The sequence below is a fragment of the Micromonospora noduli genome (genome assembly GCF_003264365.1).
In the GTDB taxonomy this organism is placed as follows: Bacteria; Actinomycetota; Actinomycetes; order Mycobacteriales; family Micromonosporaceae; genus Micromonospora; species Micromonospora noduli.
On the sequence record NZ_PYAK01000018.1, the window covers coordinates 1 to 21,201 of the forward strand.

Sequence of the window (21,201 nt, forward strand, 5' to 3'; positions counted from 1 at the left end):
ACCTGGGCGAGGATGTCATCGACCTGCGCAGGGTGAACCCGGTTGCGTAACACTCCACCGCGCTTTCGCCGGTCTCCAGTTATACCGACGCGTTCAAGGTGCGTACCAGGCCGCCGGGCAGCCGGAGTTGTCCACGTGTACGTCGCTCCGGAAGCCACGCGTTCAGCCTCGCATCCCGTCCGGATCGAGCAAACATCCCGCTCATCCGCAACGTCACGGGGTCATCCCCGACGTGCGCATCTGCCGCTGACAAGGCGCGGCGATAGTGAGCGTGTTCCCCGATCGACCGATGCGGCCGCGGAAGCCAGCGCTAGCGCCAACCAGAGCACTGGACCGGCAGCTCACGATCGGTCGGGTGGGCTCGGCCGGCAGCACCGTGACAGCGTGGTGGCGGCAGCCTCTTCGGTCAGGGGGATTGCTAGGCGTCGCGGCGCAGCGTGAACCAGAAGGTCGGCACCGAGTTGGTACCCGGTGTGACGTCGATTAGTTCCCAGCCGGGGAACCTGGAGCGGAGCTCGTCGGCTGTGACGCCCACCGCCCACGACGTGACTTCGGGGATCGGATTGCCGAGCGGCTCGGGGCCGTACCCGAACATCAGCAATCGTGCTACGGGAGCGGCGCGGTGGGTGAGCCCGGCGGCGTAGGCGTCGCGGCGGTGTAGCGGGACCCCGCAGTAGCAGCTCAGGTCGAAGGGGCCCGGCAGGTCCAGTTCGTCGAGGCGGGTGGCGTCTCCGTGCAGCAGCCGTACCGTCACTCCCGCCGCCGCGGCCTTCTCCCTGGCCTGGTCGACGGCGCGATCGATCAGGTCGACGGCCGCCACCTCCCAGCCGTGCCGTGCGAGGTAGGTGGGTCCCCGTGCCGCAGCCGAGTTCGAGGGCGCGGCCGGGCGGCAGCGCGCCGTGCCCCCCTACCAGGTCGACCAGCTCGGGCGACGTCACCCCGGTGTCCCACGGTGGCTTCTGATCCGTAGAGGGCCGGACGCGGCTATGGGACAATGCCGTCAACGGATGAAACTGGTGAGCGGATGTCGTCGACAGCTGAATCGCAATATCTCCTTGAGCCGCGGGCTTCTCTTGTGCCACAGGGTTTCCTTGGCGTGACGAGCAACCTGGGCCTCAAAGACGTCGGTGACGATTTTACCGCCATCGTGTCCGAGGTTCCCGCGACGTCGGCGGCGGTGTTCACGCGCTCCCGGTTCGCCGGGCCCAGCGTCGAGCTCAGTCGGCAGTCCGCGGCGGCCGGGAGCCTCCGGGGCATGGTCGTGCTCTCCCGCAATGCCAACGTCGCGACCGGGAAGGTCGGCGCTGAGAACGCCGCCGAGATTCAGCGCAGGGTCGCCGGGGTCGCCGGGATCCCCGCCGGCGAGCTCCTGATCGGCTCGACCGGAGTGATCGGGCGGCCCTATCCGATGGCACAGATCCGGCGAGGGCTCGACGAGCTGTCGTGGCCGTTCCCCGCCGCCGACTTCGACGCCAGTGCGCGCGCGATCATGACGACGGACACCCGCCACAAGGTGGTCCGGCTGCGCTGTGGTGACGCCGTGATCGTCGGCATCGCCAAGGGCGTCGGCATGATCGAGCCGAACATGGCGACGCTGCTGACGTTCTTCTTCACCGATGCGCGGGTCGGCAGGGAAGACCTCGACGCGATCTTCCGCCGGGTGGTCGACAGCACATTCAACGCGCTCAGCATCGACACCGACACCTCGACCAGTGACACCGCCGCGGTGTTCGCGAACGGCGTTGCCGGCCCGGCCGACCTCGGAGAGTTCGAGCAGACGCTGCACCGGGCGGCCCTGCACCTGGTCAGGGACATTGCCTCCGACGGCGAGGGCGCGAGCAAGCTCATCGAGGTTCGGGTGAGTGGTGCGCGCGACGACGCGCAGGCGAAGCTGGTCGGCAAGAGCGTCGTGAACTCGCCGCTGGTCAAGACCGCCGTGCACGGCGCTGATCCGAACTGGGGCCGGGTCGCGATGGCGATCGGCAAGCTGGAGGACGAGACCGACATCGACCCCGACCGGGTAGCGATCCGCTTCGGCGATCTGCTGATGTTCCCCGAAAGCTCCGCCGACGACCTCTTGGACCGGGCCGCGGAATACATGCGCGGCAAGGAAGTCACGATCGACATCGACCTCGGGATCGCCGCCGGCTCGTTCACCGTCTACGGCTGCGACCTCACCGACGGCTACATCCGCATCAACGCCGACTACACGACCTGATCAGGCCGCGGATCCTGGGCGCACCGCGCGCGACCGGGGATCAGCCGTGGAGGGAAAGACCGCGAAGCGGCTCCCCAGACGGTGTCCGGCCTGGCGAGCGAGGCTGACCCAGCGGTTGCCCGCGTCGCGGCCGCCGTCGAGAATGGCGCGCCCAGTGGCGATGTGGTCGGCCTGGTTGAGTTCCCCACCGTCCCAGGTGCCGTGGAAGTTGCCAGCGGCAACGTACCCTCGACACGGCCTGGGCGGCGCATCCCGAGCGGTTCACCCGCCGACCCCGACCACGCCGCCTGCCAGACCGGGCAGGGATCAACAAGCCCGACACCACCGACCAGCCCACCACCAGCGCTAACGCCCAGGTAGAACAAGATCAAGCATTGTCTCGCTGGGCTTCACAGGTTTCGGTCCGTCATCGGTCAGCGCTGGCGCACGTTCGACGTCCGCCCCTTGCGCAGGGCGGGCTTGTCCACCTTCCCGACGGCGGTATGGGGGATGGTGGCGGCGAGCACGATCTCCGCACGCACACCCAGGTCCTCGAGCACGGCACGGATCGTCGCGCGCACGCGCTCGTCCTCGACCCCGGCCGCGGGGGTCGCCACCACGAGCGCCCCACCCTCGGTCTCCCCGGGCAGCGGCGCCAGTACGGCGGCTTCGGTGATCGGGCATGCGGCTGTCAGCGCGGCCTCGACGCCAGGGCAGAACACCGGACCGGCCGAGCCGCCGAGTAGGTCGGCGACACGGCCGAGGATCCGGTACTCGCCGTCGAACTCGGCGACATCCCCCGTGTGGTACCAGCCGTCGCGGAACGTGGCGGAGGTCGCCGCCGCGTCACCGAAGTAGCCGACGCTCGTGTGCGCCGAGCGGGCCAGCACCTCACCGATCGACGGCCACGCCGCGTCCAGGGGAGCGAGCCTGATCTCCACCCCGGTGACCGGGGTCATACCGCGAGTGGTCTGCACGGCATCGTCCATGTTCCCCAGCACGATGCCGAACTCGGTCGAGCCGTAGATGCGTCGAATGTGGATACCGAGCACCTCCGCCGCGTCGGCGACGGCCTGGCCGCTCAGGTACGCACCGCCGCAGAGCGGCATCCGCATCGCGGAAAGGTCGACGGACCGGCCGCGTGCCGCCTGCGTCAGCAACTCGTAGTGCCTCGGCAGTGCGCTGGACACGGTGGCGCCGGTCTCCTGCAGCCACAGCAGCAGCTGGTCGGGCGAGGCGGACGGATCGGCCAGCACCAGGAGGGCGCCTGAGAGCAGCGCCGGGAACAGGTGGACGTCGCAGCCGTGTGCGACGTCCAGGGTGTGGCGGTTGAACAGCACGTCGACGGCGGTCGTCGCGGTGTAGGCGATCCACTGTCGCCGGTCGTGGAGCAGGTCGTCCTGGCGCCAGGTCACGAGCCGGGGCTTCCCGGTGGAGCCGGACGTCTCCAGCAGCCGGAACGCGCCCTCGTGAGCTCCGAACGGCCGCGCGCCGATCAGCTCGGAGCCGGCCGCCAGCTCTGCGGTCGTCACCTGCTCGACGACGACGTCCGGCAGCGGCTCCGCGCCGACGACGAGCGCCGGTTTCGTTCGCTCGACCAGCCAGGCGATGTGCTCCGGCGTCGCCGACCGGCTGATCGGCACGTGGATCGCGCCGCTGCCCGCCAGGGCGAACACCAATGCCACGTAGTCGATTCCGTTGTCCAGCCAGGTCGCCACCACCTGGCCCTCGCCGATGCCGCGGGCCCGCAACCAGCCGAGGGCACGGTCGACCCGCAGCGACAGCTCGCCGTAGGTCAGGCGTTCGCCGTCGGGGACCACCACCGCGAGGGCGTCGGCTCTGCGGGCCACCACGGAACGGAACTCGGTCAGTAGCATCGTTTCTCCTCAGGCGGTCGTCGGCAGAGTGACCTGGCCGCGATAGAGCAGCCGCACCCCGTCGGACCCGATCGCGGTGCGGCCGTGCAGCGTCCGCTGGTTGTCGATCACCAGCAGGTCACCGGTCTGCCAACGATGCTGATAGAGGTAGCGCGGCGAGTGCAGGTGCGCTGACAGCTCCGCGAAGAATGCGGCGGAGTCGTGGGCGTCCATGCCGGCGACGCGCACCTGCCAGCCCTGCGGCACATCCGGCGGGAATCCGAGTGCCAGGTTCAGTGAGCGCACGCGGCCGTAGTCGCGGGTGGTCGGGATCTCGTACCAGTCGGCGGGCACCTGCGGGAAGTAGCCGCGTTCCTCGACGAGGTATTCGAGCCGGCCGTCGGCGAGAACCTTGCCGAGGTGCGCCGGGATCTCGCGCCACGCGGCGAGCTGGTCGCACACCGTGGTCTCGCCGGAACCGGGCTCGTCGGCGAAGTCCTTGGCGAACAGGACGATCAGGTCGACCTGCTCGCCCACCAGCAGTCCGTCGGTGTGCAGCGGGAGGGGGCCGCGGCCGGTGACGACCTTTCCCTCGTCCCTGGAGGCGTTGAGCAGCAGCAGATCGGCCTGGCCTTCGCCGAACTTGTGATCCACGGTCTGGCCGAGGAGGTGGACGAGTCGTTGGAAGGCCTCCTCGGTGAAGTCCAGGCCGCGGGTCAACGCGGCCCCGCTGGTCAGCGCCGCCTCCTGGGACCGCCGGGCCAGCTCTTCGACGGCCTCCCCGGGCGGCGACGGCAACACCGTGCCAAGACCCGAGCCGGTCAGTGTGTTCTCGGTCATCACCATCTCCTCGTTCATCGGATCGCGGCGAGCGCGCGTGCGTAGACCTCGTCGGGGTTCCAGTCGTCGAGGTGTCCTTGACCGGCCAGCGCCAGAAGGTCGGCGAAGCATGCTTGGTAGACGCGGGAGGGGTCGCTCTGCCCGGAGTCCGCAGCGAGCCGCCGCCGCACCCCGTCCTGCAGGTTCCCACCGTGATGTACGGCGATCTTGCGGCGCCACGCGATGGCGGGGGTGACGTGGGCGGCCATCGCGGTCCGCAGATGGAACTTCTCCCGGCCGTCGCGGACCTTGCACGCGGGAGTGGTCTCCAGCGCGGTGCGCATCACCGGGAGCGTCCAGAACGGGTGGAACGTCTCGACGCCGTACGCCAGCGCCATCCGGTTGGCCAGCTCACCACTGGTTCGGGTTCGCGCGACCGCCTCGATGCCCTGGCCGATCAGCTCGTCCGGGTGCTCGAACGGGGTGAAGAGCCCGGCATTGATGAGGTCGCTGCCGTACCCGGTGAGCAGCACGCGACCCGGTTCGAGGACGCCGGACTGGTAGAACGCCGTGGCCGTGAGCGCGACCTCGACCACCTCCGGCGTGGTCACGCCGAGCCAGCGGACGGCGGCCGGGACGGCACGGATGATGCTGTCCTCGTCGAGCAGAAGCGGATGCAGTTTGAGACCGGCGACCTCGCACAGCTCCGCGGCGTCGGAGAACTCGTCTCCCCAGGGGGTTCCGACACTGTACGGCCGCACGTCGAGGTTCCGCGCCGCGGCCAGGTAGGTCACGGTGCCCGAGTCGATCCCGCCGGAGAGCAGCGACGCGTACGTGGCCTCGGGGCGGGCGGCGGAGATGCCGGCGATCACCGCGTCCAGCTCGGCCAGCTGCGCCTGCCCGGCGGCCAGCGGATCGTCCCGAAACGGCGTGCGGAACTGCTCGAGGAAGTCCTCGGCTCGCGGGGCGGTGCTGGTCAGCCAGCCCGAAGCGGTCCGGGCACGGCGCTGCCGGACCGAGTGGTCCAACCGTCGGATCCCGTCGACCAGCGTGGCTTCCGGATCGGTGCCCGCAGGAGCCGAGCGCACGCGGGCGGCGGAGCCCCACGCGGGCAGAATAGCCGCGGCGAGCAGCAGGTCGGTGAAGAAGGCGAAGCCACCGGTCGCGGGGTCCTCGGCGACATAGATGGCGTCCTCGTTGAACACTGAGGTGAACGCGGTCACGGCGTCCTCGGCCACCTGCAGCACGGTCCGCTGCGCCGGTTTCGTGGGCAGCTCGCCGAGCGCGGGCGCCGCCGTCAGCGTACGGACGTCGATGTCGAACGGCGCGGCCGAGGGCAGCCCCGCCGCGAGGCCACGGTGGTAGACGAACAGATCACCGACCTCGACGCACTCACCCATCGGCTCAAGTCCGGTCACGCGCCGGTTGGCGACGACCACCCAGCCGCCGCTCATGCCTTGCCCACGATCCGGCGCATTTCCCGCTGCGGCCGCCCCGAGGCGAATCCTGCCCGATGTGATCTCTTCGCGTTGTCCCGTAGAACGTGCAACCCTTGGATGTAGTCGCGGTTCATCTGCGGCTTCGTGTTGCGCACGGCCGCCGGGTTGTAGTCGGCGAAGGCCGCCGCGCGGGCCAGCGCGGTCGGCAGCACCTCGGCCGCGGGCACCACCCGGTGCAGCAGACCGTCCCGCAGGGAGGGCTCGGCGGGCCACTCGTCACACGACAGGAGCATGTTCTGCATGACCGAACGCCCGGCCGAGCGTTCCAGCATGAACGCGCCGAAATTGCATGCGATACCGACCTTGAACTCAGGCATGCGCAGGATCGACGAGTCCGCACCGACGCGGTAGTCGCACGTCAGCAGGAGTTGCAGACCGATACCGATGGCGTAACCCTCGACGGCGGCCACTGTGGGTTTGGTGACTTCGAGGCTGGCGACGTAGAGCTCGGTGATGTTGTCGATCCACTCGTCCACCTCGTCACCGCCGGAGAAGTGGCTGACCTCGTGGAAATCGCCACCCACGGCGAAGGAGTTGCCCTCGCCGCCGTGCAGCACCACGGCGGCGACCGCGTCGTCGGCCTCGAGCTCGCGGAGGATCCCGGTGAGTGCGCGCATCCGGCCGTTGCTCATCGCGTTGGATTGGTGCGAGCCCTCGAACGAAACCTGCGCGACGCCGTCCTTCGTCACCACGGTGAAGGTGTCACGGGGCTGTATGTCGACAGCGTTGTTCATCAAGCTGGTCCTCCATGATTTTTCGGGGTGAAGATGGCGCAATCGCGCATCTCCCCGGGTGAAGCACGATGATTACTCGTCCATAAACATGGTGATCACCCTTCCGCCAACGTTGCCGGAATAGGCCGCACAAACGGGGTTTCACCCCAATACCGTTCGAGTTCTTCGCTGTGGCGCGTACGTTCGGCGCACATCCTTAGCATAGCCATTCATCGATAGAGCCGGTGGCCCGTTCCAGCGCGTCCTGGGTCCTGCAGCACCTCTCCCGCTTCCCGTCGGGCAAATCCGATCGGCGACTTCTGCGCGCCCGCCACACCGCCACCGTGGCGGCTCCTGCTGCCTCAGGAGGAGCTTGACGTCGGCACCGGGCGGGTCGGTCGACCCGCTCGAGCGGCGAGTCCGGCGGAGACCCGTCCGGTGGCGACCTCCTCGACCGGTCCGGTAAGCCGGACCGCGCCGCCGGCGTCGACGGACACGGTGACGGCACCACCGCGCATCCGGACGTTGACCTCGTCGCCCACCAAACCGAGACGCCGCACCGCGGCTGCCGCCGCGCAGGCCCCGCTCCCCGACGCGAGCACTGGCCCGGCACCGCGTTCCCACACCACGACCTCGAGCGAACTCCGATCGCGCACGACCGCGAACTCCACGTTGACCCGGGTGCGGAACGCAGAGTGCCGGACGATCAGCGGCCCCAGCTCCCGCGCGGCCGACTCGTCGTCGGCCGGTAGGACGACGACCGCGTGCGGGTTTCCGTTGTGGACGCAGGTCACCCGGAGGGTCCGCCCGGCGACGGACAACGGATGGTCGACGACCGGGCCGGAACCCCCGACCAGGCCGACGGCGTCCGCGTCGAAATCCGGACGACCCAAGTCGATCGACACCAGCCCTGCGGACCGGTCCAGTACCCGGACACTGGTATGGCCGAACCCCGTGTCCAGCACGAACTCCGTACCGCCGCCTCGGGACAGGTGCAGGGCGAGAATGCGCAGCCCGTTCGCGCTCCGCTCGCACGGGCTCCCGTCCGGGTTGAACAACCGGACCGGCATGGGCTGGCCCGCGCCCGCGGGCGGTCCCCGGAAGACGATTCCGTCCGCGCCGATCCCGAAGTGCCGGTCGCACATCGCGACCGCTGTCGCCGGTGCGGCCGGCAGCGCGTCCTCGGGATCCACGACCAGGTAGTCGTTGCCCATCGCCTGGTACTTCGCGAAGCGCGGAAGGCCTTCCCCTTGCAGCGAGGTCACCTGCGGCTGCCGTCAGCCCACCGCGCGCCGGTCTCGGCGAACCGCTCGTCAAGGTAGCGCGCGGACGAGTTGAGCCGCCACATGGTCCCGCGTGCGATGCCGATGCGCATGGCCTCGGAGGTCGCCGCCGGCTTCACCACGTTGTGGAACCACCCGGCTGCGTGCTGGGAGTCGACCGTGATGTGCAGCCTGTGGTAGGTGATCCCGACCTCCGGCAGCCCCAGTCGCTCCCATGCGCGCACGACGCACACGAACCGGTCCGGCACCAGCCACTCGGTCATCCCGAGGTATCCGACCGCCTCGGCGTACCGGCACCGGTAGCGCGACAACATCACCGCGAGGTTCCCGGACAGCAGCGCCGTGCCCGTGAGCTGGTCGGCGACCTCCTCCTCCCGCACGTCGAAGACCTCGAAGATCCGTCTGAAGAGCGTGGTGTGCACCTCGTCCGGCCGGCCGTTGCCCATTTCGTCCCAGTAGTTCGCCGCGATCTCCAGCTTCGCGGCACCGTCGGTACCGACCTGCATGAGGGCGAGCAGGTCGTCGAACCTCGCGTCGATGACCGACTCCTGGATCATGTACCGACGCAGGTCCTCGGAGTCTGCGTGGTTGCTGATGAAATCGGTGTAGTAGGGATGCTTGTACACCCGGTGCTGCTTGGCCAGCGCCTTCAACCAGGAGACGTAAGCGGCCGGTTCGGTCGGCATGCCGTCCAGCAGGCCGGCTTCGATGCGGGCATCCTCTGCGGCGCCGGTGGCCGACTCCACCAGGCGGGCGATCTCGTGAATCACGACCGATCCCTCAGCGCTTGGTTCACCCGGAGCGATCCGCAACCCGAGATCATAGATTCGGGCGAGGAGCTGTTGCTGCTGCAGAAATGCATCCGGGTCACCGGCGGTAGCGCGGTCGTTCAGCTCTCCCACCCGTTGGAGAACCTGTTCCCGCAGCTCACCGCGCACCGCCCGGTCGAGCTGATCCGCTGATATCGACAGCCAGTCCGAGATGTCGTCGACGACAGAAGCTGTTCGTTGCACGGTCGTACCCCCATGGAAATAATGTGTCGTCTGATATCAGTCTTGCGGCGCGGAGGGCTGCCATTCCTCGACCTCGACGCGGTTGTCGTGGTACACCGCACCGCCGCCCATGTCGGCGTCCCGCTCGTTCACCGTCGCGTTGACGGTCGAGCCGCCTGTGAGCTTCATCCAATGGCCCTTTGTGGTCGCTACGACTCCGCTGCGGACGTGTGCGGAGGCGTGCGCGGTGGAGACGAATGAACCGCGGTCGTTGAAGACCACGACCGGTGTGCCGTCGGTGAGCCCACGAGCCGCCATGTCGTCCGGGTGCAGCTCGACCCGTGGCGGACCAGCCCGGCGCCGCAGTTCCGGCTTGTTGGCGAAGACCGAGTTGAGGAAGAAGTGCGAGGCACCGGCGATCAGCGAGAGCGGGTACCGCGCGGCCAGTTCCGGGTCGGTCGACTCGCGTGGCGGCGTGTATCCCGCCACTGCCTCGAACCCGGCCTCCACGGCTCGCTCGGACCGGAATTCCAGTTTGCCGGACGGTGTCGGGAAGCCGTCGGCGAACGGCACGAAATCGGCCGGATAACTCAGTCTCACCCACCCGTCTCGGCGCAGGGACTCGACATCGATACCGTCCAGCGATGGATGGTCCGAGGCCAGCAACTGGGCCGCCATCTCCTGGTCCGAATCGTAGAGTCTCGGCTCGGACAACCCCATGTGCCTGGCGATTCGGCGGAACGTCTCCGTCGTGGACAGGCAGTCGCCCGGAGGGACCGTCGCCGGCTCGTTCCACGCGATGTACATGTGGCCGTAGCCGTCGAGGACGTCCAGGTGCTCGGTCTGCATGGTCGCGGGCAGCACGATGTCGGCGTAGTCGGCGGTGTCGGTCTGGAAGTGGTCGACGACCACCGTGAACAGGTCCTCGCGGGCGAGCCCCTGGCGAACGCGCTGCTGATCGGGGTTGCTGACCACCGGGTTGGCCCCGTACACGAACAGCGCCTTGACCGGCGGGGTCAGGTCGAGGAGGTTCTGGCCGAGCCGGGTCATGGAGAGCCGACGCACCGGCGCCGCACGCAGGTCGCTGCGGAGGAGAGCCTCCCGGTTCCCGCCGAAGTACCCGTCGGTCGAGTAGGTGAGGCCACCACCGAGCCTGCCCCAGTCACCGGTGACGCCGGGCAGGCAGGCGAGCACGCGGACGGCCGCGCCGCCGCCCGCGTGGCGCTGCATCCCGCTGCCGGCGCGGATGCCGGTGGGTCTCGTGGTGGCGATCCGTTCCCCCAGCTGCTCGATCTGTGCGCGGGAAACGCCGGTCAACTCCGCGGTCCGTTCCGGAGGGAACTGCTCGATGCGGGCGTGGAACTCGGGCCACCCCAGTGTGTGGTCGGCCAGGTAGCCACGGTCCGCCCCGCCGGCGGCGACCACCACGTTGAGCAGGCCCAGCGCGAGGGCGGCGTCGGTACCGGGCCGCGGTGCCAGGTGTTCGTCGGCCTGCTGGGCGGTCCTTGTGGCCACTGGGTCGATCGCAACGACGTGCGCGCCCTGCTCGCGTGCCTTGTTGATGAACCGCCACTGGTGATGGCTCGTGGTGAGGGTGTTGACGCCCCACAGCAAGATCAACCGTGAGTGGGCCAGCGACTCCGGATCGATGCCCCGGTGGGTGCCGGTGGCCAGGTCCGCGCCGACCAGCCCAGCCGCCGAACAGATCGTCATGTCGTGCTCGGAGGCGCCGAGCACGTTCCACAACCGTGCGCCGGCCTGGCCCTGGAGCCCTTGGAGGTACCCAAGGTTGCCCGTTCCCTGGTACGGCCAGATCGACTCGCCGCCGTACTCGTGACGAACCCGGTTGAACCGTTCGGCGATCTCGTCGAACGCCGAGTCCAGGCTGATCCTCGTGAACCTGCCGGTGCCCTTCGGACCGGAGCGACGCAGTGCATGACGGAGACGATCGGGTGACGCCGCGTGGTCGAGGTACTGGTTGACCTTCACGCAGAGAGTGCCGTGGGTGAAGGGGTGCTCGGGGCGACCGCGCAACGTGACGGCGACACCGTCGCGGACGCCCACTATCCAACTGCAGGCGTCCGGGCAGTCCAACGGGCATCCACCCGCAACCTCACGGTCGACCACAGTGACACGTCCACCCGTCGCCTTCATGGCGCCAAGGGTTCGCTGTCGAGCACCGCCTGCTCGTACTCCTCACCGTACTTACCCCGTGACCAGCGCGAGAACGCAGCGATGATGATGTCGCGGTGCCCCTCCTGGCCGGGGGTAGCCGGATGCAGATCTGTGACGTCGTGTGCGACGGCGCGGTCATCGAGCAGCGCAGCCTGGCCAGGCTGGACGGTGCCACGCCAGAACGGCTCGGAGGAGTCGAGGGCCTTCCACAGCCGCATCTCACCCCCGGCCACATTGTGCCTGTTGAAGACCAGGATCCCGACGTACTCGTGCCCGTCCCTGTGGACGCCCTCCGGGGTGACCAGCCCGGGTTTCGCCTCCGTGGCGCGGCTGCGGTTCTGATGAACGTTCACCTGCCAGCTCTCGGAACGGTCCAGCGGCAGACTGGCGGCCACCGCGTGCACGTAGGGGAGGAAGTCGGCCTGCAAGGGCTCGTACTCGCGCAGGATGCCGCCCGCGACCGTGTTGTGCTGGCGGGACTGGCTGTAGGCGCGGTGCGCGAGCAGCTCGAACGACCAGGCGTCGGAGGTGTGGTCGAGCTTGTACTGCGAGAAGCGCTTGTAGCGCGTCTGGTTTCCCATGTAGACATCGAGCGGGAGATTGTCGTAACTGTCCAGCACCTCCCGCGAGATCGGAGGCAGATCGATGATGTCATAACCGTCGGCGAGTGTTGACATGCAACCTTCCGTTCTGTTCAGCAGTGTTCGGGAGAAGTGCCGATTGACCGAATCGGGGTGGCGGCGAGATGATTCAGGGGTCGTCGTTGTCAACCTGATTCGTCGCCGACTCGTTCCTCGTCCTATGATGACCTAAGCATCCATATCGGACTATGCGAATAGTATTCATTGGACCTCGTGGGCGTCAAGACCGTCCGTACGAAACTTTGCTTACCGAAAATGTTCAACGGCAAAAGGACGCCCGGAAGCCCGCGATACCGCTAGCATCGAGGACCGCCGCCGACCTGATCAGAAGTACCTGGTCAGCTCTCCCCGGCGCCGGATGTCGAGAGAACAGCAATGCAGTCCGCCCCCGAGGGAACGGCCGTGCCGGAACCGCACGGGTACCGGCTCCACCCCGGCCTGTTCCAGCTGACGCATTAGGGAAACCTGGGTGGACGGGACGAGCACACGATCCGGGCCGAGCGCCAGGAGGTTCATCCCGACCCAGCGAGAAGCGCGTGGCCAGTCGAAAGCGAAACCGTCATCCTCGATATCGGTGACCCACAGTGTCTTCCAACTCTGCAGCGGGCTCGGTATCATTTCGGGCTTCATTTGAGAGGCATTGGCCAACAGCAAGCCCGGCCGAAGGATGTGCAGTGTCGTGTCCACGTGATCGGCGCAGATGGACATCTCGTGCACCGTGAAATCCGGCCCCAAAGCTCGCTGGAGCCAAGTCGCACCTCGCCGGTTACCGGTGCTGCTGACGTTGAAGAAAATGTCGTACCCGCATCTCAGGAGGTTTGCGGCATCGAACAAGGGTTCATCGTCGGCAACTACGGAGGCATTCGACTCGTAGATGTACGTGGAGTCAGGCAGCCTCGGCTTCGGTGCCGACAGCCATCGAGCTCCGGAATCGAAGTACTCGCGCAGCAGGTCGCGAAACGGGAAGACCTCGAAGTACCGGGACCGCATCGGCATCGGGACCTCGATCAGCATGTCACCGATGACCGACAGGCAGTCTCGCGGCATGAGCGCATGCATCGCGACGGACGCCCAGTTCGGTGACGAATACTGCTGTCCCGGCACCGGGCGTTCGGGGCGTCGAACGGCGACACCGTGCGACTCGAGTACCGCGGTGAGATCGCGAAGGTCCTCTTCCGCTTCGTCGACGACTCGATCCAGCATTGCGCTGGGGATCTTCTCGCGCTCCGCCTCGTCGGGTCGTTCGAAGAAGTGGCGGAGGGAGGGGTCCACGGGCGGGGGGGTGAAGCCGACGGCTGTGCCCAGCACGACCTCCTCCAGCGGGTCCCAGTCGTTACTGCTCCACACAGCGTTCACGGTCATCGGCAATCCCCTCGATCAGGTGGCAGTAGCCGGGCACGTCCACGCCTTTGAGGTCGCGCGCAGTTGGATCAACGCCCACCGGCGTCAGAATTCCGGGGCTGTGTCAGTTCGGGAGCCGGGGTCTCGGGCGAAGACCGCTTCAGCTCACACGGACGCGGTCGCCGAACCGCACCGAGCCGGCACAGATGACTTTCGCGTACACCCCGAAGTTGGTGTTTCTCCCCTTGGCCAGCACCCGGAGGACCTCCTTGTCGCGGGGCACGCCCGGCTGCGGCAGCGTGACCGTCACGCACCGCTCGGTCTGCTCGGTGATCTCAAGTCTCGTGGTCTCCCCGATGGACACCTCGCGGCCGATCCAGTCGTCCTCGAATCCCGGCCCCCACTTCCCGGCGATGACGATATTGGGCCGGAAGCGGGCCACCGGGACCACGGTTCCTCCCGGCACCTCGGCCGCCAGCGCGGTGAGGGACGAACGTGAGATCAGGTGGACCGCGCCGATGTCGAAGTGAGGTGTGCCCGACTCTCGGGCGGCCCGCACCGGCTCACCGGCCAGCGCCGTGAGGGCCGCGTCCAGGTCGGGGTCGCCGGCAGCCAGCACGGCGCCGGTCGGCGTGTGAACCTCGACGCGACCGTGGCGTGTGCGCGCCGCGTAGGCGAGCAGGCCGTCGAGGCGACGGACGTGCTTCCAGGTCTTGCAGCTGCCCACCCGCCCATCCGGGAAGGTGGCGGCCCACTCGCGGTCGCCGGCCATTCCGCGGCCGTCCAGCCGTACGTCATCGACCGTCTCGCCCCGCATGGACTTGAACGGATACCGGTAGAGCGCTTCGACTGTCGCCTCGACAGCGGACACGAGAGACTCCTTCGCGCGAGGCCCGGACGGTTGGCCGGGCCGGGTCATCGGTCGAACAGCACCAGGCTGGCCAGGGCGATGAGGACGGCGCTCGACAGGTAGTTGAGCGCACGCCCCACCCGGGGACGTGTGGCGATCTTGGAGGCCAGGGTGCCTCCGGTCACTCCGACGGTGACGTCGATGGGCAGGGCGGTCAGCGGAACGATCAGGCAAAACCCGATCAGGACCAGCAGGCCCGGATCGTCGAGACTGACGATGATTTGCGGGACCAGGGCGAGGAAGAAGGTGACCGTCTTCGGATTCGTGCCCTCCACCACGAAGCCCTGAAGGTAGCTGCGCAAGCCGGACACCCTGGCCGGTCTCTCGGTTCTTACCGTGAACGGCTGGTCACGGAGCCCAGAGATGCCCAGATAGAGCAGGTACGCGGCACCGGCGAACCGCAGCACCGTGAAGGCCAGCTCGGACGAGGCGATCAGGGCGGACGCGCCGATCGCCGTCAGGAGCGCCCACATCGCACTCCCGCTAGCCAGCCCGAAGGCCGCGAACACTCCGGCGATCCGCCCGTTGACGACGCTGCGCGACATCACGTAGAGGATCGACGGCCCGGGGCTCAGGTTCAGCAGGAACGCACTGAGAGCGAACGAGGCAAGGATGGTGAGCGTCAACTTGCTGGCCTTTTCTGCTCAGGAAAAACGTCGCCGGCGCGACGGAGTCACAGGTACGTCTCGAGTCCGCCGCGCCGGCGGACGTCCAGCGAACAGCAGTGCAGTCCGCCGCCGAACGTGCGGCCGTGCCGGAAGCTGGTGGGGACCGCGGTGATGCCGGCGTTCTCCAGCTGCTTGATCACCCGGGTCTGGTTCGCCGGCACCACGACCGTGTCGGGGCCGAGGGCCAGAATGTTCATGCCGACCCAGACGGACGCGCGCGGCCAGTCGAAGGCATAGCCGTCGTCCTCTGGTGTGTCCACCCAGATGGTCTTCCAGGACCGCAGCGGGCCGGGAATCCGATCCGGGGTGAGGCGTTCCGAGTTGGCCAGCAGCAGCCCCGGCCGCAGGATGTGCAACGTCGTTCCGACGTGATCGCTGCAGATGGAGATCTCGTGCACCCGGAAGTCCGAGCCCAGCTGCCGGCGCAGCCAGGCCGCGCCCCGCCGGTTGCCGGTGTTGCTCACGTTGAAGAAGATGTCGGTCCCACACCGGAGCATGTTGGCCGCGTCGAACAACGGCTCATCCTCCGCCACGACCGAGGCACCAGGTTCGTACACGTAGGTCTCGTCGGGCAGCAGGGGCTTCGGCGCCGAGAACCAGGAGGCGCCCGCGTCGAAGTACTCCCGGAGCAGGGACCGGAACGGGGCGGTCTCGAAGTAGCGGGCACGCATCGGCATCGGCGCCTCGATGACGCGGTCGCCGATCACCAGCAGGCAGTCCCGTGGCATCAGCGCATGCATGGCGACGGATTCCCACTCCGGAGTGGCGTAACGCCGGCCCACGGTGGTCGTGTCCGGACGGCGCACCCGTACACCGGCACTCGTCAACGTCTCGGTCAGCTCGGCGAAGTCCTCCTCGGTCTCGTCCACCACGCGTTGCAGCGTGCCGGCGTCGATCCGCTCGTCCCCGGCGTCCGCCGGGGGCTCGAAGAAGTGCCTCAGCGAAACGTCCACCGGAGGCGGGGTGAGGCCGGCCGCGGAGCCCAGAACGACCTCCTCCAGCGGATCCCAGTCGTTGACACTCCAGACGGTGTGCGTCATCACTGCTCCTTGGGTTGACTCGGGCGGAAGCTGAGGCCGAAGGGCTGATCCGTGGGCATGAGCTCGATGAGACTCACGTTGACTCGCTGAGGCTGGGAGATGCACCACTCCACCGCCTCGGCGATGTCCTGCGGGGTGAGCGGGTCGCTACCGTCGTACAAGGCGTCTGCCCGCTCCTGATCCCCGTCGAACCGGGTCAGAGCGAATTCCGTACGGGCCATGCCGGGGGCGATGCAGCTGACGCGGATGCCGCTGCCCTCCAGATCGGTGCGCATGTTGAGACTGAGCTGGTGGACGAATGCCTTGGTGCCGCCGTAGACGTTCCCACCGAGGTAGGGATACACCGCGGCGATGGAGCCGATGTTCACCACGTGGCCGCGGCCGGCGGCCAGCATGACGGGCAGGGCCGCGCGGACGCAGTGCAGGAGCCCCAGCACATTCGTGTCGACCATCTCGCGCCAGTGGCGCAGCTCGGCGTCCTGGATCGGGCCGAAGCCCTTCGAGAGACCGGCGTTGTTGACGAGGACGCCCACATCGGAGAACGGTGCGGGCAGGTCGCCGAAAGCATGGGCGACGGCGTCTCCGTCCCGAACGTCGACGGTCAGCGGATGCACCAGGTCGTGGCCGAGGCGGTCGGCGAGCTCGGTGAGCCGTTCGGTGCGACGGGCCAGCGCCACGACGGGCCGCCCGGTCTTCACCAGTCGCTCGACGACGGCCCGGCCGAAACCCGACGACGCGCCGGTCACTATCGCAGAAGGCAGGTCTGTCACTGTTCTGTACCCTTTCCCGTAGGCCGACGACCGTCAGATCCAGCGGCGGTAGACGACGGAATTACGCGTGGGATCCAGCTGGCTCACCCAGCGCCGAGGCCCGGCAGCCGGCTCAACCTCAGCGAACCCGTGTCCGAGGAACCACGCGTTGGTCGGGCTGGACGCCGCATACAGTGCACGCGCCGATGACCGGGCCGCCTCCTGGAGGGTCCGGTCGAGCAGAAGGCTCCCGGTCCGACGGCCCTGGAAGCTGCTGTGGACGCACAGGTTGTCCAGGACCCAGTCACCCCCGAAGCGCTGGACGCCGGCGCAGGCCACTATCCGGCTGTCGTCCTCGACGACCAGGAAGTCGGCGTGACGCCGGGCGAACTCACCGACATCGCGATGACGCAGCCGACCGAGCGCGACGAACGGAGCGGACAGGTCGTGCAGGGCCTCCGCGTCCGCCCGACGGGCTCGTCGCAGCGACAGGAGAGAAGTCTGACTGACGGAGGTGTTCACCGAGCCCTCTCGTCGAACGTCGCCGACCCGCCCGAGATCGGGCACCGCCACTCCGCCGGCTGCGGCCGCCCCGAGTACTGGGGGGCCTCCGGCTGCTCCCCGAAGTCGGCGAGGTTCGGGTTGATGGACCCCTGAAGCCGCAGCTCGCGGGCCCGGATCTTGTCCTGGAGCGAGGCGTAGAGCCCCTCCTGCTTCAACTGGTCGAACTGGATGTGGGAGTTGAAGACGAGCACCGGGTGCGTGAACCGACGGGAGATCCTCGATGCCTGGGAGTGCAGACCCACGACGAAGAACGGATGTCCGGCGACGCTGTAGGCGAAGTCCAGGGAATGGGGATCACTGGAGACGCCCGGCGCCCATGCGTATTTCTCCCGATCCACCTGACGAAGCATGGCGAGCTGCGCCCAGAGGGTGTGCTCGAACTCCGTCTCGCTCAGCCGCCGCGGATTTTCGAAGATCGCCGCGAAAGAGCTGAACCTGGTCTCGTGCAGCCGGGCCTGGTCGACAAAGTCGACAATTTCCCGGTGCAGTTCCCGAGTGCTGTCGACGTCGAGCATCGACTTCAGTTCGACGCAATATAATTGCTTCTGGCGTACCGACGCGCGCGCACCGAGGCAGGAGAAGGCGGTGCCGGCAATCCAATCCTCGAATGCTGATGTCAGACGTCCAGATTTCTGGACAAACTCATCCTGTCGAGCCATTGAAATACCCCGTAACTTGGTTGCACCACCGTGATATAGGCACATACATGACCCGCCTCCATCTGCCTTGGGTAAGCATGGTCAGTGATGTAGGCTGATTTCTTGACGGCGAGTTGACAGCGGTGTCGACACGGTGAGGTGCGACCTGAGCCGCTGGCTGTCGGGCTTAGGTGATCAACGGGGGCACTGTGGGCTTGATGATTCTTGGGCCGGTGGAAGGTCGATCGCAGGGTCGACCGTCGTCGATGGGAAGACCGCAGCAGTGCACGGTTCTGGCCGCGCTGGCCGTGGAGGTCGGACGGACGGTGCCGGCCGACGTGCTCGTCGAGCGGGTGTGGGGCCAGGAGCCACCCGAGCGGGCGCGGCGCACCTTGCACAGTCACATCACCCGCATCCGGCGGTCGCTGGAGATGATCGACACGAGATCCGGGAATCCGGCCCGCCTGCTGCTGGGCTCCGGGGGCTACCGCCTCGACATGGCGCCCGACGACATCGACCTGCACCGTTTCCGCAGGCTGGTGAAGCGGGCCGACAGACGGCTGTGCTCCGAGGCCGAAGCACGGGCACTGCTCCGGCAAGCCGTCGCTCTGTGGCGCGGCGAGCCACTGGCCGGCCTGACCAGCGCCTGGGCGGAACGCACTCGGGACGCGTGGACGCTGGAGCGGCTGGACGCCGTGGTCGCCTGGGCCCGGACGGAGCTGGCGATCGGGGACCCCCAGGCGGTCATCGCGGAGCTGAACGTGCTGGCCTACGACTATCCGCTGGTGGAAAGCCTGGCGGCGACGCTGATTCAGGCCCAGTACGCTGCTGGGCGCACGAGCGAGGCCCTCGACCGCTACGCGGCCGTGCGCCGGCAGATGGTCGAGGCGCTCGGCATCGAGCCCGGCCCCGAGCTGCAGCAGGTGCAGCAGGCGATCCTGCAGGGCGACCGGATGGGACGGAGCGGCCCGGCGATCAGCCGTGACGCCGTTCTCGCACCGCAGGTCCGGATCCCGCCCCGGCGCCCGACCCATGCCGTCGTCGGGCCCGCACCGCGCCGGCCCCTGGTCGTCCCGGCACAGCTGCCGATCGACGTCCGGGGGTTCGCCGGCCGCGAATCGGAGATGGCCCAGTTGTCGGACATCCTCGAAACCTCCCAGGCGGAGAAGCAGCCCGCGCTGTGCGTGCTCTGGAGTGCCGCTGGATCAGGCAAGACCTCACTGGCGGTGCACTGGGCACACCGGGTGGCGCAGCAGTTCCCGGAGGGGCAGCTCTACGTCAACCTGCGGGGCTTCGAGCCGAGCGGCGTGGTGGTGCGGCCGGAAGAGGTCACCCGCATGTTCCTAGACGCGTTCCAGGTGCCGCCGCAAAGCATCCCGGTCAGCCTGGAGGCACAGGCGGCGTTGTACCGCAGTTGCGTCGCTGGTCGCCGGATGCTCGTGGTTCTGGACAACGCGCGTGACGTCGACCAGGTCAGGCCCCTGTTGCCCGGCACCCCCGACTGCCTGGTCCTGGTCACCAGCCGCCGTGCGCTGCCCAGCCTCGTGGCGACCGAGGGCGCTCATCCCATCGCGGTCGGCCCGTTGCGGTACGACGAGGCCAGGCGGGTGCTCTCCAACCGGCTGGGCGCCGCCCGGGTCACGGCGGACAGCGCGGCCGTCGACCGGCTCATCGCCCGATGCGCCGGGTTGCCGCTCGCCCTGGCCCTCGTCGCCGCACGCGCTGCGACCCACCCTGACCTGGACCTTCGTACGCTCGCCGACGAGCTCGACGCGGCCGTTGGATCGGCCGGGCCGCCGGCCGAGGCCGAAAGGGACGTCCACGTCGTATTCGTGTGGACCTACCGGACGCTGAGCCCGGCCGCGGCGAGACTGTTCCGCCTGCTGGGGCTCTCGCCCGGTCCGGACATCGACGAACTGGCCGTGGCCCACCTCGCGGCGCTGGACCTGCCCGCGACGCGGACGTTGCTCAATGAGCTGAAGGACGCCCAGATGGTCAGCGAGCACAAGCTGACCCGGCTGTCCTTGCACGAGTTGCTCCGGGGCTACGCGATGGACCTGGTCCGCGCGGTGGACAGCGCGGAGGAGCGGTCCGCCGCTGTTCGCCGGCTGCTCACCCACTACGTGACCTTGTCACGCCGCGCCGCCGTACTGCTCGAGCCGCATCTGTCCCAGGACGCTGGGGAGGGCCAGGACGCCGGATTTCCCCGTATCACGACGGCCCGGGAGGCGGTGGAGTGGTTCACCGCCGAGCACGCGTTGCTGCTCGACATCGTTCGCCGGGCCGGGGACGAGGGTCATGACGCGAGCCTGTGCAGCCTCGCTCGGTCGCTGATGGAGTACTTCAACCGCCAGGGCCATTGGCGGGACCAGATCAACACGCAGCGGCTCGCCCTGGACGCCGCCCGGCGGCTCGGCGACCGGCGCGCCATGGGTCAGGCGCACCGCGGCACCGGGGTGGCCCATGCCTGGCTGGGCCGGTACGACGACGCTTACACGCACAGCCGGAGGGCGCTCGACCTCTCCTGCGAGGTCGGTTCGACGAGTGATCAGGCCCAGGCGCATCTGGCCCTGGCGCGCGTCTTCGAGCGGCAGGGCCGCCACCGCGAGGCGCTCGACCACGATCAGGCCGCCCTCATGCTGGCCGAGATCGCGAACGACCGGCTGGCGCACGCGGTCTCGCTCAACAATGTCGGCTGGTCGCTGGCCATGTTGGAGCAGTACGAGGCCGCCAAGGACTACTGCGGCCGGGCCCTGGTGGTGCTGCGGGAGTTCGACGACCCGTCTGGGCAGGCGGCGACCTGGGACAGCCTGGGCTACATCAACCACCAGCTGCGCCATCCGGCCGAGGCGATCGAGTGCTACCGCGAGGCGATCAGGTTGAACCGGGACGCCGCGAACCGTTACGCCGAGGCCGACAGCCAGCACCACCTCGGCAACACTCTCATGACGCTGGGCGACTTCGCGGGTGCCAAGGAATGCTGGCAGCAGGCCGTGGTCATCCTCGACGAGCTGAACCACCCCGACGCCGAGACGGTGCGGGAAAGGCTGACCGGTCTCGAGCAGGCGCAATCCGGGATCGGCCCGCGGCGCTGATCGTCCGGCCGGCCAGCGTAG

At 68.4% G+C, this 21,201-nt stretch carries 18 protein-coding genes; 2 read left to right on the forward strand and 16 right to left on the reverse strand.

The genetic code is table 11. From position 1 onward, the window contains the following. Positions 1 to 418 precede the first annotated feature (418 nt). The gene (locus tag GUI43_RS34270; RefSeq protein WP_211326704.1) at positions 419 to 820 is read right to left on the reverse strand and encodes a class I SAM-dependent methyltransferase; all 402 of its coding nucleotides are present in this window, start codon (positions 818 to 820) and stop codon (positions 419 to 421) included. Between the two features lie 204 nt (positions 821 to 1,024). On the opposite strand from GUI43_RS34270, the gene argJ reads away from it, so the two are divergent. Then, entirely contained in the window at positions 1,025 to 2,218 is a 1,194-nt protein-coding gene (gene argJ, locus GUI43_RS15955; protein WP_112583126.1) for a bifunctional glutamate N-acetyltransferase/amino-acid acetyltransferase ArgJ, read from the forward strand. A 413-nt stretch (positions 2,219 to 2,631) separates the two neighbouring features. Here argJ and GUI43_RS15965 read toward each other — a convergent pair whose 3' ends face one another. The 15 genes from GUI43_RS15965 to gntA all read right to left on the reverse strand — a co-directional run bounded on the left by GUI43_RS15965 (position 2,632) and on the right by gntA (position 18,106). Then, complete coding sequence (locus GUI43_RS15965) at positions 2,632 to 4,074, reverse strand: class I adenylate-forming enzyme family protein (protein WP_112583127.1); 1,443 nt, start codon at positions 4,072 to 4,074, stop codon at positions 2,632 to 2,634. Positions 4,075 to 4,083: 9 nt separating this feature from the next. Further along, positions 4,084 to 4,893: a TauD/TfdA dioxygenase family protein gene (locus GUI43_RS15970; protein ID WP_211326705.1), complete on the reverse strand. Its 810-nt coding sequence runs from the start codon at positions 4,891 to 4,893 to the stop codon at positions 4,084 to 4,086. A 14-nt stretch (positions 4,894 to 4,907) separates the two neighbouring features. After that, entirely contained in the window at positions 4,908 to 6,326 is a 1,419-nt protein-coding gene (locus GUI43_RS15975; RefSeq protein ID WP_112583129.1) for an asparagine synthase-related protein, read from the reverse strand. Further along, entirely contained in the window at positions 6,323 to 7,105 is a 783-nt protein-coding gene (locus GUI43_RS15980; protein ID WP_112583130.1) for an enoyl-CoA hydratase/isomerase family protein, read from the reverse strand. Before GUI43_RS15980 ends, GUI43_RS15975 begins: the two co-directional genes overlap by 4 nt. 341 nt (positions 7,106 to 7,446) lie before the next feature. Beyond that, positions 7,447 to 8,349, reverse strand: a complete 903-nt coding sequence (dapF, locus tag GUI43_RS15985; protein ID WP_112583131.1) for a diaminopimelate epimerase — start codon at positions 8,347 to 8,349, stop codon at positions 7,447 to 7,449. Further along, complete coding sequence (locus GUI43_RS15990; protein ID WP_225855006.1) at positions 8,346 to 9,137, reverse strand: iron-containing redox enzyme family protein; 792 nt, start codon at positions 9,135 to 9,137, stop codon at positions 8,346 to 8,348. The genes dapF and GUI43_RS15990 overlap by 4 nt, the downstream gene beginning before the upstream one ends. Before the next feature lie 279 nt (positions 9,138 to 9,416). Next, a complete protein-coding gene (locus GUI43_RS15995; protein WP_112699144.1) occupies positions 9,417 to 11,513 on the reverse strand; it encodes a molybdopterin-containing oxidoreductase family protein in 2,097 nt (698 codons plus the stop codon). Then, positions 11,510 to 12,211 (reverse strand): 2OG-Fe dioxygenase family protein, encoded by a 702-nt coding sequence (locus tag GUI43_RS16000; protein WP_112583133.1) that lies wholly within the window; start codon positions 12,209 to 12,211, stop codon positions 11,510 to 11,512. Before GUI43_RS16000 ends, GUI43_RS15995 begins: the two co-directional genes overlap by 4 nt. A gap of 288 nt (positions 12,212 to 12,499) precedes the next feature. After that, a complete protein-coding gene (locus GUI43_RS16005; RefSeq protein ID WP_112583134.1) occupies positions 12,500 to 13,537 on the reverse strand; it encodes an inosamine-phosphate amidinotransferase 1 in 1,038 nt (345 codons plus the stop codon). Positions 13,538 to 13,676: 139 nt separating this feature from the next. After that, on the reverse strand, positions 13,677 to 14,387 hold the full coding sequence (locus GUI43_RS16010; protein WP_167457589.1) for an MOSC domain-containing protein: 711 nt from the start codon (positions 14,385 to 14,387) through the stop codon (positions 13,677 to 13,679). A 44-nt stretch (positions 14,388 to 14,431) separates the two neighbouring features. Beyond that, positions 14,432 to 15,052, reverse strand: a complete 621-nt coding sequence (locus GUI43_RS16015) for a LysE family translocator (protein WP_112583136.1) — start codon at positions 15,050 to 15,052, stop codon at positions 14,432 to 14,434. 47 nt (positions 15,053 to 15,099) lie between these two features. After that, positions 15,100 to 16,134, reverse strand: a complete 1,035-nt coding sequence (locus tag GUI43_RS16020) for an inosamine-phosphate amidinotransferase 1 (protein WP_112583137.1) — start codon at positions 16,132 to 16,134, stop codon at positions 15,100 to 15,102. After that, positions 16,134 to 16,904, reverse strand: a complete 771-nt coding sequence (locus GUI43_RS16025; protein WP_112583138.1) for an SDR family NAD(P)-dependent oxidoreductase — start codon at positions 16,902 to 16,904, stop codon at positions 16,134 to 16,136. The genes GUI43_RS16020 and GUI43_RS16025 overlap by 1 nt, the downstream gene beginning before the upstream one ends. 33 nt (positions 16,905 to 16,937) lie before the next feature. After that, positions 16,938 to 17,405 carry a GNAT family N-acetyltransferase gene (locus GUI43_RS16030; RefSeq protein WP_167457588.1) on the reverse strand — a complete coding sequence of 156 codons (468 nt, stop codon included), beginning with the start codon at positions 17,403 to 17,405 and terminating at the stop codon, positions 16,938 to 16,940. After that, on the reverse strand, positions 17,402 to 18,106 hold the full coding sequence (gene gntA / locus GUI43_RS16035) for a guanitoxin biosynthesis heme-dependent pre-guanitoxin N-hydroxylase GntA (protein WP_112583140.1): 705 nt from the start codon (positions 18,104 to 18,106) through the stop codon (positions 17,402 to 17,404). The genes GUI43_RS16030 and gntA overlap by 4 nt, the downstream gene beginning before the upstream one ends. A gap of 245 nt (positions 18,107 to 18,351) precedes the next feature. Here gntA and GUI43_RS16040 point away from each other — a divergent pair, with 245 nt between their 5' ends. Continuing rightward, positions 18,352 to 21,180, forward strand: a complete 2,829-nt coding sequence (locus GUI43_RS16040) for an AfsR/SARP family transcriptional regulator (protein WP_167457587.1) — start codon at positions 18,352 to 18,354, stop codon at positions 21,178 to 21,180. Positions 21,181 to 21,201: the final 21 nt, after the last annotated feature.

What these genes read in the sequence shown, in the direction of transcription:
- argJ (WP_112583126.1), top strand. Translation starts at nt 1,025, where the DNA reads ATGTCGTCGACAGCTGAATCGCAATATCTCCTTGAGCCGCGGGCTTCT.
- GUI43_RS15965 (WP_112583127.1), bottom strand. Translation starts at nt 4,074, where the DNA reads ATGCTACTGACCGAGTTCCGTTCCGTGGTGGCCCGCAGAGCCGACGCC.
- GUI43_RS15970 (WP_211326705.1), bottom strand. Translation starts at nt 4,893, where the DNA reads ATGACCGAGAACACACTGACCGGCTCGGGTCTTGGCACGGTGTTGCCG.
- GUI43_RS15975 (WP_112583129.1), bottom strand. Translation starts at nt 6,326, where the DNA reads ATGAGCGGCGGCTGGGTGGTCGTCGCCAACCGGCGCGTGACCGGACTT.
- GUI43_RS15980 (WP_112583130.1), bottom strand. Translation starts at nt 7,105, where the DNA reads ATGAACAACGCTGTCGACATACAGCCCCGTGACACCTTCACCGTGGTG.
- GUI43_RS15995 (WP_112699144.1), bottom strand. Translation starts at nt 11,513, where the DNA reads ATGAAGGCGACGGGTGGACGTGTCACTGTGGTCGACCGTGAGGTTGCG.
- GUI43_RS16000 (WP_112583133.1), bottom strand. Translation starts at nt 12,211, where the DNA reads ATGTCAACACTCGCCGACGGTTATGACATCATCGATCTGCCTCCGATC.
- GUI43_RS16005 (WP_112583134.1), bottom strand. Translation starts at nt 13,537, where the DNA reads ATGACCGTGAACGCTGTGTGGAGCAGTAACGACTGGGACCCGCTGGAG.
- GUI43_RS16020 (WP_112583137.1), bottom strand. Translation starts at nt 16,134, where the DNA reads ATGACGCACACCGTCTGGAGTGTCAACGACTGGGATCCGCTGGAGGAG.
- gntA (WP_112583140.1), bottom strand. Translation starts at nt 18,106, where the DNA reads ATGGCTCGACAGGATGAGTTTGTCCAGAAATCTGGACGTCTGACATCA.
- GUI43_RS16040 (WP_167457587.1), top strand. Translation starts at nt 18,352, where the DNA reads ATGGGAAGACCGCAGCAGTGCACGGTTCTGGCCGCGCTGGCCGTGGAG.